This window comes from Mesorhizobium sp. M5C.F.Ca.IN.020.29.1.1 (assembly GCF_003997375.1).
Lineage (GTDB): Bacteria > Pseudomonadota > Alphaproteobacteria > Rhizobiales > Rhizobiaceae > Mesorhizobium > Mesorhizobium wenxiniae.
Genome location: NZ_RZSW01000263.1, coordinates 1 through 8187 on the forward strand (window position 1 = coordinate 1; position 8187 = coordinate 8187).

Below are 8187 nucleotides of genomic sequence, written 5' to 3' on the forward strand. Positions count from 1 at the left end.
ATAGGGCGCCGAGCCCATCTGCCAGAACAGCCACGACAGGGTTTCTGCGCGCGCCGGCTGCTCGGTCGGCAGGAATTCGCCGAATTTTTCGGCCAGATGCACCAGGATCGAGCCGGATTCGAAGACGCGGATCGGCTTTGGCCCGCTGCGGTCCATCAGCGCAGGAATCTTGGAGTTGGGATTGACCTCGACGAAGCCGCTGCCGAACTGGTCGCCGTCGTTGATCCTGATCAGCCAGGCGTCATATTCGGCACCTTTGTGGCCGAGCGCCAAGAGCTCCTCCAGCATGATCGTCACCTTGACGCCGTTCGGTGTCGCCTGCGAATAAAGCTGCAGCGGATGCTTGCCGACCGGCAGCTCCTTGTCATGCGTCGGGCCCGCGATCGGCCGGTTGATGCTGGCGAAGGCGCCGCCATTTTCCTTGTTCCAGGTCCATACTTTCGGCGGTGTATATTGGTTCATCTTGGGAGGCCTTGTGTTGTGAGCGGGGAGCGTCTTGGGGAGGATCAGCTTGCGCGATGAGAGCGGGAGGGTGGGGCAGGTTCGTCTACACATAGTTACAGGTAGTGCGGTCGCCAGGAAGTTCAACTTATGTTGAACTATTGCCGATGCCGCGCGCCCCTTCTCCCTACTAGGCCCGGAGGGGAAGGGCTAATCGATGCCCTTGCGCCTCGTCACGTGCGCCATACCTATAGGGATATCGGGCCTTGCCGGCCCACGCATCGCTTGCCGGGATTGAGAGCATGACCATCGATACCATTTTGCGGTCCATCGTGGCGGTTCGGGCCTCGATCCCCGACGACGCCTTCACCGCCAACGCGCTGGGCACGAGCCGGGAAGGCAGCGGCGTGGTCATTCGCGATAACGGGCTGGTGCTCACCATCGGCTATCTCATTACCGAGGCGGAAGAAGTCTGGCTGACCGACCATAACGGGCGCGTGGTTCCCGCCCACGCGCTTGCCTATGACCAGGAATCGGGCTTCGGCCTGGTGCAGGCGCTGGCCCCGCTCGGCCTGCCCGCCGTGGCTTTCGGCGACGCGGCCAGGGCGATGGCGGGCGACCCCGTGGTGCTCGCCGACGGCATCGGCCAGGCGGTCAGGGCGCACATCGTCACCAAACAGGAATTCGCCGGCTATTGGGAGTATCTCCTGGACGAGGCGATCTTCACCGCGCCGGCCCATCCGTCATGGGGAGGTGCGGCACTCATCGGGCAGGACGGCAGGCTGCTTGGCATCGGTTCGCTGCGCCTGCAGATGAGCCGCGCCGGCGAGATCGCCGACATCAACATGGTGGTGCCGATCGACCTTCTGCCGCCCATTCTCGACGATCTCCTGACACGCGGCCAGGTTGCCAAGCCACCGCGCCCATGGCTCGGCGCCTTCTCCGCCGAAAGCAATGGCGAGGTCGTGGTGATGAGCGTCGCCGAAGGCAGCCCCGCCGCCGAAGCCGGCTTGCGCCAGGGCGACATCATCTCGGACGTCCGCGACGGCGAAGTCGACGGGCTCGCCGACTTCTACCGCAAGCTGTGGCAGAACCCGGCGGGCGCCGAGATCCCATTGCGGGTGGTGCGCGACGGCCGCGAAACCTGGCTGCGCGTCAAGTCGGCCGACCGCAACAGCTTTCTCAAGAAACCGCAGCTGCAGTGAAGCAGTCCATACCGGTCAGATCTTCGTGATGCGGGGGCGCTGCCCTCACTCGCCGCAGGCGCTGAAGCCTGTTCCAGGGTTCCACTCAGAAAAGGCAATGACCTTGCCCTCGACCGACACGGTCGCGTGCGCGGTGGTGCCATCGGGCTGCATCTTGCTGCTTTTGCCCTTGCCGGACAAAACATTGTAGTCGCACTCGCTTGCGACATTGTCTTCAAAATAGTCATGATAATCATAGGCAAAGCCGGCGACAATAAAGGCGCCGTCGCGGTAAGCGAGCGTCAGCGTCTGGTTGGTCCGTTTGCTGCCGACCGGCATCGCCGGCAGATACAGTTTGATCGAGCCGTTGGGCAGTGCGGTCAGCTCCGGCTCGGTGTCGGAGGCCTCGTAGCCGGAGCGGTCGTAACCGTTCCACTCGCCGAGAATCTGGTCACGCACGATGCCGGCAGGACGCAAAAAGTTGTGTTCGCGATCCCTGAGAAAGAAATGCATGTCCATCGGTTCGCTTGGTTGGGTCTCGACGATCATCGCCAGGTCGACGGCGCCGTCGCCATTCCAGTCGCCGGTCAGCGCGGTGATGATCTTCTGGGTTTCTATCGGTTCCGCCAGGGCCACGGTTGGCGCCAGCAACATCAGGCCGAACAGCATCGCTCGCATGTCCACATCCCCCAGTTGAGGCCCGCCGAGCCTATCATGGGCCCTTCTGCAAGGAGACTGTTACATCACGGTTGGAAGAACCGCCATGGGCGCCGGGACAGAGGGGGCGGACTGGCAGCTACATCCACCTGTTGACGCTTCCCCGCTGTTGCTTCATCCAGACGGATGCGGCGGCGCAGAGGGAGGAACGATGGCTGAGACATCCGATGAGCGAGCGCGGGGTGTCACCGGACCACCAAGGCAGGCCGGTTAATGCCGCCGGTCAAGGTCGACCCTGAAAAAGTGCGCGAATTCGGCGATGCCGAAAGCTTCTACACCTGGCTCGGCAAGCACCACGACACCGAGACAGAAGTCTGGATCAAGATACACAAGGTCGATTCGGGGCTGCCTTCGATCACGCCCAAGCAGGCCATCGACGTCGTGCTGTGCTGGGGTTGGATCGACGCCGTGCGCAAGGGGCTCGACGACAAGAGCTATTTGCAGCGCTACACGCCGCGCGGCAGGAAGAGCACCTGGAGCCAGATCAACGTCGACAACGTCGCCCGGCTGATCGAGGAAGGCCGGATGACCGAGCACGGGCTGAAACAGGTCGAGGCAGCGAAGGCCGACGGTCGCTGGGCGCGCGCTTACGGAAGCGGCAAGGATATGAAAATCCCCGGGGACTTGCAGGCGGCCATCGATGCCGAGCCCAAGGCAAAGGCGATGCTGGCAACGCTCAGCGCGCAGAACCGTTTCGCGCTCGCCTTCCGCATCCACAACATGAAGACCGAGGCCGGGCGCAAAAAGAAGATCGCCGCCTTTGTCGAGATGCTGAAACGCGGCGAAACGATCTACCCGCAAGGGAAGAAGTGAGGTTTTGTGGCTGGCGCCACCGCGGCAGTGGCTGCAATGGCAGCCCGTCGTTCGTTACGCCCAAGGTCCGAAGAGCAACGCGGCACCGTTGCCTGCCGCTGGCCTTGAAGCCACGTCCGGCTCCTCCATCTAGTTCGCAATAGCGCGCAACTTTCCCAGGAAGCGCTAAGAGTTGCTGGCCTCTGACAAACCAGAGTGGCCGCCCGTTCGTTTTGGCGGGCAGCCTTAACAACGGAGCGTCTTCCTCGTTGACAGACGAAGGAGATCAAAAATGGCAAAGGTCGTTTGCGTCCTCTATGACGATCGGTCGACGGTTACTCGTCAAACTATGCGCGGGACGGGCTTACGAAGCTCGACCGCTATCGCGGCGGCCAGGCACACTTCCCACGCCGGCGCGCATTCCTATAGCGCAGGCGACGCCACAAGCGGTTCGGAGGAGGCGGCGCGCTTCAAGGCCAAGGCGTGAGCCAACAGGCCTGAGCCAGGTGGGATCAGGTCTGCGCAGGTCGAAAGCGACAGCTCGCGGAGCGCTGCGCGGCGCCGGAGTTTTCCGGCGCTTCTCTGGCCGCAACACTGCCGCTCAGGCCGACATGGCCAATGGCCTTGCGCTCTTGTTGGGGATCTGAATGTCGATCTCCAGCGTCGACATCGTCTCGCCGCGATCCATCGAGACCTGCAGGTAATCCTGGTCGATCTGCACATGCCTGGCGATAACGGCCATGATCTCCTCGCGCAGCACCGAGACGAGATCGGGCTGGCTGCGGTTGCGGCGCTCATAGGCGAGCAGCACCTGCAGCCGCTCGCGGGCCACCGGCGCGCTGCCGCGCCGCTTGAAGAGGTCTAACAGGTTCATGCTGCCCTCCTTCCAAAAAGCCGATCGAGAAAGCCCTTGCGCTCGAACGGCACGACGACCGGCAGTTCCTCGCCCTCGAGCCGTTTGGCCGCCTCGATATAGGCGCGGGCGGCGGAATTCGTCGGATCGCTGAGCGTCACCGGCGAACCGAGGTTGGAGGCCTTGAGCACGTCCTGGCTTTCGGGAATGATGCCCAGGAGCGGCGTCGACAGGATCTCCAGAACGTCGTCGATCGAGAGCATTTCGCCGCGAGCCGCGCGGGCCGCATCATAACGCGTCACCAGCACGTGCTTGGCGATCTGTTCGCCCCGCTCGGCCTTGACGGTCCTGGCGTCGAGCAGGCCGATGATGCGATCGGAATCGCGCACCGAGCTGACTTCCGGGTTGGTGACGATGACCGCCTCGTCGGCAAAGCGCATGGCAAGCTGCGCGCCGCGCTCGATGCCGGCCGGACTGTCGCAGAAGACATAGTCGAACACCGAGCTTAGCTTTTCTATCACCTCGCCGACGCCCTCCTCGGTCAGCGCATCCTTGTCGCGCGTCTGCGAGGCCGGCAGCAGGAACAGCGTCTCGACCCGCTTGTCGCGGATCAGCGCCTGCGAGAGCTTGGCCGTTCCCTGGATGACGTTGACCAGGTCGAACACCACCCGCCGCTCGGCGCCCATGATCAGATCGAGATTCCTTAAGCCGACGTCGAAATCGACCAGGGCCACCTTCTTGCCGGTCCTCGCGACCGCGGCACCAAGGGCGGCAGTCGAAGTCGTCTTGCCGACGCCCCCCTTGCCCGAGGTGACCACCACTACCTTGCCCATATATGCCTCCATTATTGTTGTTGGTATTGTTAAGCGTCTGATTTGGGATCCGCTTAAGTGCTTGTTTCAGATGCCATTATAAAAACATTGCGCACCTTTGGCCGGCATGCTTAGCTGAACGGCGCGATACGCAACGTGTCTTTTTCGAGAAACGCCTGCACCGCCTTTCCACGCAAGGACGGCTCCATCTCCTCGGCAGTGCAATACCAGCCGTCGACCGACAGCAGCTCGGCCTCGTTCTTGCGGCAGAAGATGCGCGCCGCCGAATGGCCGAGCACACCGGCCGACGCCCGCCCGCGCAGCGTGCCGTAGACATGGATGGAGCCGGCGGCGACGATCTCGGAACCGGAGGCGACGGAGCCCAGCACGATGACATCGCCATGCGCGTGGAAGACCGACTGGCCCGAGCGGATCGGCGTCTTGACCATCAGCGTGGCGGGCGCTTCCGGCTGCCTGTCTTCTGGCTTGCCCTGTTCCGCCCTGCCCGCCTCTTCCGGCTTGCCCGCCTCTTCAGGCCTGCCCTTGCTGTCGGCCTGCATCAGCAGCCCGGCGGTGGCCTCTTTCGCACCGATCAGCACGGGCGGCAGATTGGCCTCGAGCGCCGTGCTGCCGTCGAGCTCGATGGCGTAGATGCGGATGCCGCGCAGGCCAAGCTCAGCAACCAGCGCTTCGATCTGGCCGACCTCAGGCTTCAGCGTGTTGAGGTTGAGCACCACCGGCCGGCCGGCGAAATAGCCCGGTGAATTGCCGATCCAGCGATCGAGGCTCTCCAGCCACTCAGAAAGCGGGGCCTCCGGCGTCAGCGTGAAGGCGACGAACGAGCGGGCGCGAAAACGAATGGATTTGGTCTCGACGGGGGCGGCGAAGGTCACGGACAGCGATTCCTTACTGATAGGTAAACGCTAGCCAGCCATGGTTAACGAAAGGTTAACGGAGGGGGTATTCGCGACATTAGGAAAGCCATTTACTGACTGGCCCGGCCGTGTCAGCAGCCGAGCGGGCAGCGCTGGAAATTGCTTGCCCTTCTCGACACCTTGCTGGCTAAGTGCCCTTTGCTGCGTCCTCGATAAGTTCCGCTAGCAAGGTAGAGAACCGCTCGTCAGTCCTATCCCCTATGTTTCCCACTTCTCTTGCCACCATCCCGGGCGAAGAGACCGACACTTGCCCACTCAGCTGAACGTTGACCGTGAACGTCCTTCCGACTTCCTCCTTCGCCACGCCCTGCTTGCTGTAGACTTTGAACCGGATAGATGGTGTTGACGCTTTGGCTTGGCGGCGTGGCGCGGTGTCCATCTCGACAGTCACCTCGCCCGCCACTTCAGCCTTGGCCGCCTCCAACGACGCAACCACGACGTGGTTTAGCCAGGCCCTGGCTTGCGCGCCGAAGTCCACCACACCTGCCTCCGCCTTCTTATTGCGGACCTTCCCCTCTTGCTCACGGGCTTCCTTCCCGCGCTCAAGGGCTTCTTTGAACTTAGACATCATGGTTTGCCTCCGATTGTAAGCGCATGAGACCAGGCGTCATATCCCGATGCTCCTCCTAATGGGTAGAACGCGCACAATCGGCGTCCGTTGCGTAAGCGGAGCCCGCGGTTCGCCGCTGCGCACGGTAGTTTCCTTCTGGCGCGGTCGATCGCCCGGGTGGCGGCGGTGATCGCGGCGCTGTGGTGGTGGCTGGGGTAGCGTGTCAGCAGCCGAGCGGACGGCGCTGGAATTTCCCTGCCCTTTCCCACAAGATGCCTGAACATCCCTGAGGGCTCGACATGTGCAACCTCTACAACATCACCACCAGCCAGGAGGCGATCCGCCAGTGGACCCGCGCCCTGCGCGACATCCTCGGCAATCTCGAGCCCTCCATCGACATCTACCCCAATCAGCCCGGCCCGGTGGTGCGCAACGCGCCGGACGGGACGCGCGAGCTGGCCAATCTGCTGTGGGGCATGCCGACGCCGATTGAGCGGGTGAAGGGCAAGGCCGACTACGGCACCACCAACATCCGCAACCCGCAATACGGCCACTGGCAGCAATATCTCGGCATCGAGAACCGCTGCGTGGTGCCGCTCACCAGCTTCGCCGAACCGAGCCCGGCGCCGGGCGACAAGGACCCGGATACCGGTATCCAGAGGAACTACTGGTTCGCGCTGAACGAGGAGCAGCCGCTGTTCTTCTTCGCCGGCCTGTGGACGCGCTGGCAAGGCGTGCGCAAGGTCAAGGACGGCCCCGGCGACTTCGAGCTCTATGGTTTTCTGACCACCAAGCCAAACGCCCTGATCGCGCCGATTCACGAGAAGGCGATGCCTGTCATCCTGACCACCCAGGAGGAAACCGAGACCTGGCTGACAGCGCCGTGGTCGGAGGCCAGGCACCTGCAGCGCACGGCACCCGACGACGCGCTGGTGATCGTCCACAAGCCGGCGACGCAGATCAAGTTTCCGCCGCAGGCGTCACAGGCGCCCGTACAGGGTTCGCTGTTCTAAAGCTTGAACTTCTGCAGCACCCAGATATAGCCCTTCGGCGGGTGGTCCTGGTCGATGAACTGGGTGCGCACGGTAGTGTCCTTCCGGCTGCACCGTTTGCACCTGAACCTGATCGCTTCCAGCGGCTTGTTCCAGCCCACCACCTGCGCGACATCATTGGCCCGGAAGCGTCCCACATGGTAGCAATGGCCGCACTCGACGATCAGCAGCATGTTGGCCTTCGCGGCACGTCCAACGCTGTCCATCGGCCCGGCCATCGGTCATTTCCGGGCCAAATAGTCCTCGGGAAGCGGAAGCAGGCCAAGGTCCGGCATCCGGAAATCGGGCTCCTTGTTCGCTAGGCTGGCCATCACCTCATGCAATTTGTCGACAAGTCCACTAAGCTGCCAATACAGCTCGCCATGCGCCTTCAGATGCAGCTGCGACGAAAGCACCGTCCTGCGCAGGCTCAGAGCGTCCCTGATGATCGCCTCCGCATCCCTCGTCGACAGCCTGTCAAACCGGCTTTTTCGTCTGCCCATCGCGGCTCTCCCTAATTTGTGAGCAACCGCCCCACCTGCTGACAAATAGGAATGAATTCCTCACGGAGTCAATTCACACTTGACATATTTGTTCCCGTTTTGTTCAATTTGAACAGAAACATTTGGAGGCATCTCCATGGACCACATCGTGACGCTCGACAGCCGCCAGGAGGCCGCCCTTCAGGCCATCGCCGACAGGTTCATCGCCCGGCACAAGGGCGATGCGGTGAGGGCCCTCAAGGAAATGATCGTGCTGAATGGGCATTTGCAGGAGCGGCTCGACGCGGTTGAGGGATCGCGGCGGGCGACGCGCTAGGCGCTCAGAGATGACGGCAGCAGGACGCGTGTTCAACCGTGCCGTTGAATGTC

General features: G+C 62.8%; 12 protein-coding genes and 1 pseudogene. 5 read left to right on the forward strand and 8 right to left on the reverse strand.

The genetic code is table 11. From position 1 onward, the window contains the following. Positions 1-462, reverse strand: a pseudogene (locus EOA85_RS20335) (glutathione-dependent disulfide-bond oxidoreductase); the annotation flags it as partial. 281 nt (positions 463-743) lie between these two features. Here EOA85_RS20335 and EOA85_RS20340 point away from each other — a divergent pair. Next, complete coding sequence (locus EOA85_RS20340; RefSeq protein ID WP_065009074.1) at positions 744-1646, forward strand: S1C family serine protease; 903 nt, start codon at positions 744-746, stop codon at positions 1644-1646. A gap of 45 nt (positions 1647-1691) precedes the next feature. On the opposite strand, the gene EOA85_RS20345 is transcribed toward EOA85_RS20340, so the two are convergent. After that, complete coding sequence (locus EOA85_RS20345) at positions 1692-2303, reverse strand: hypothetical protein (RefSeq protein ID WP_127210937.1); 612 nt, start codon at positions 2301-2303, stop codon at positions 1692-1694. Between the two features lie 252 nt (positions 2304-2555). Between EOA85_RS20345 and EOA85_RS20350 the strand changes: the two genes are divergently transcribed. Both EOA85_RS20350 and EOA85_RS39130 read left to right on the forward strand, forming a co-directional pair. After that, entirely contained in the window at positions 2556-3155 is a 600-nt protein-coding gene (locus tag EOA85_RS20350) for a YdeI/OmpD-associated family protein (RefSeq protein ID WP_065009076.1), read from the forward strand. 271 nt (positions 3156-3426) lie between these two features. Continuing rightward, on the forward strand, positions 3427-3621 hold the full coding sequence (locus tag EOA85_RS39130; RefSeq protein ID WP_245485899.1) for a hypothetical protein: 195 nt from the start codon (positions 3427-3429) through the stop codon (positions 3619-3621). A gap of 114 nt (positions 3622-3735) precedes the next feature. Here EOA85_RS39130 and minE read toward each other — a convergent pair whose 3' ends face one another. The 4 genes from minE to EOA85_RS20380 form a co-directional block, all read right to left on the reverse strand. Further along, positions 3736-4008 carry a cell division topological specificity factor MinE gene (gene minE / locus EOA85_RS20365; protein WP_029351320.1) on the reverse strand — a complete coding sequence of 91 codons (273 nt, stop codon included), beginning with the start codon at positions 4006-4008 and terminating at the stop codon, positions 3736-3738. Further along, entirely contained in the window at positions 4005-4820 is an 816-nt protein-coding gene (minD, locus tag EOA85_RS20370) for a septum site-determining protein MinD (RefSeq protein ID WP_029351318.1), read from the reverse strand. The genes minE and minD overlap by 4 nt, the downstream gene beginning before the upstream one ends. A 110-nt stretch (positions 4821-4930) precedes the next feature. Further along, positions 4931-5692: a septum site-determining protein MinC gene (gene minC / locus EOA85_RS20375; RefSeq protein WP_127210938.1), complete on the reverse strand. Its 762-nt coding sequence runs from the start codon at positions 5690-5692 to the stop codon at positions 4931-4933. A 169-nt stretch (positions 5693-5861) separates the two neighbouring features. Then, positions 5862-6305, reverse strand: a complete 444-nt coding sequence (locus EOA85_RS20380) for a hypothetical protein (RefSeq protein ID WP_065009078.1) — start codon at positions 6303-6305, stop codon at positions 5862-5864. A gap of 278 nt (positions 6306-6583) precedes the next feature. On the opposite strand from EOA85_RS20380, the gene EOA85_RS20385 reads away from it, so the two are divergent. Then, a complete protein-coding gene (locus EOA85_RS20385; RefSeq protein ID WP_127210939.1) occupies positions 6584-7297 on the forward strand; it encodes an SOS response-associated peptidase in 714 nt (237 codons plus the stop codon). Here EOA85_RS20385 and EOA85_RS20390 read toward each other — a convergent pair. Next, positions 7294-7554: a hypothetical protein gene (locus tag EOA85_RS20390; protein ID WP_127210940.1), complete on the reverse strand. Its 261-nt coding sequence runs from the start codon at positions 7552-7554 to the stop codon at positions 7294-7296. The genes EOA85_RS20385 and EOA85_RS20390 overlap by 4 nt on opposite strands. Positions 7555-7557: 3 nt before the next feature. Further along, positions 7558-7818 (reverse strand): hypothetical protein, encoded by a 261-nt coding sequence (locus EOA85_RS20395; protein ID WP_095520889.1) that lies wholly within the window; start codon positions 7816-7818, stop codon positions 7558-7560. A 136-nt stretch (positions 7819-7954) separates the two neighbouring features. Between EOA85_RS20395 and EOA85_RS20400 the strand changes: the two genes are divergently transcribed. Further along, positions 7955-8134: a hypothetical protein gene (locus EOA85_RS20400; protein WP_095520890.1), complete on the forward strand. Its 180-nt coding sequence runs from the start codon at positions 7955-7957 to the stop codon at positions 8132-8134. The last annotated feature ends 53 nt before the right edge of the window (positions 8135-8187 follow it).

Coding starts and splice junctions, on each gene's coding strand:
- EOA85_RS20350 (WP_065009076.1), top strand. CDS start 2,556: ATGCCGCCGGTCAAGGTCGACCCTGAAAAAGTGCGCGAATTCGGCGAT.
- minD (WP_029351318.1), bottom strand. CDS start 4,820: ATGGGCAAGGTAGTGGTGGTCACCTCGGGCAAGGGGGGCGTCGGCAAG.
- minE (WP_029351320.1), bottom strand. CDS start 4,008: ATGAACCTGTTAGACCTCTTCAAGCGGCGCGGCAGCGCGCCGGTGGCC.
- EOA85_RS20345 (WP_127210937.1), bottom strand. CDS start 2,303: ATGCGAGCGATGCTGTTCGGCCTGATGTTGCTGGCGCCAACCGTGGCC.
- EOA85_RS20400 (WP_095520890.1), top strand. CDS start 7,955: ATGGACCACATCGTGACGCTCGACAGCCGCCAGGAGGCCGCCCTTCAG.
- EOA85_RS20390 (WP_127210940.1), bottom strand. CDS start 7,554: ATGGCCGGGCCGATGGACAGCGTTGGACGTGCCGCGAAGGCCAACATG.
- EOA85_RS20380 (WP_065009078.1), bottom strand. CDS start 6,305: ATGATGTCTAAGTTCAAAGAAGCCCTTGAGCGCGGGAAGGAAGCCCGT.
- EOA85_RS20340 (WP_065009074.1), top strand. CDS start 744: ATGACCATCGATACCATTTTGCGGTCCATCGTGGCGGTTCGGGCCTCG.
- EOA85_RS20395 (WP_095520889.1), bottom strand. CDS start 7,818: ATGGGCAGACGAAAAAGCCGGTTTGACAGGCTGTCGACGAGGGATGCG.
- EOA85_RS39130 (WP_245485899.1), top strand. CDS start 3,427: ATGGCAAAGGTCGTTTGCGTCCTCTATGACGATCGGTCGACGGTTACT.
- EOA85_RS20385 (WP_127210939.1), top strand. CDS start 6,584: ATGTGCAACCTCTACAACATCACCACCAGCCAGGAGGCGATCCGCCAG.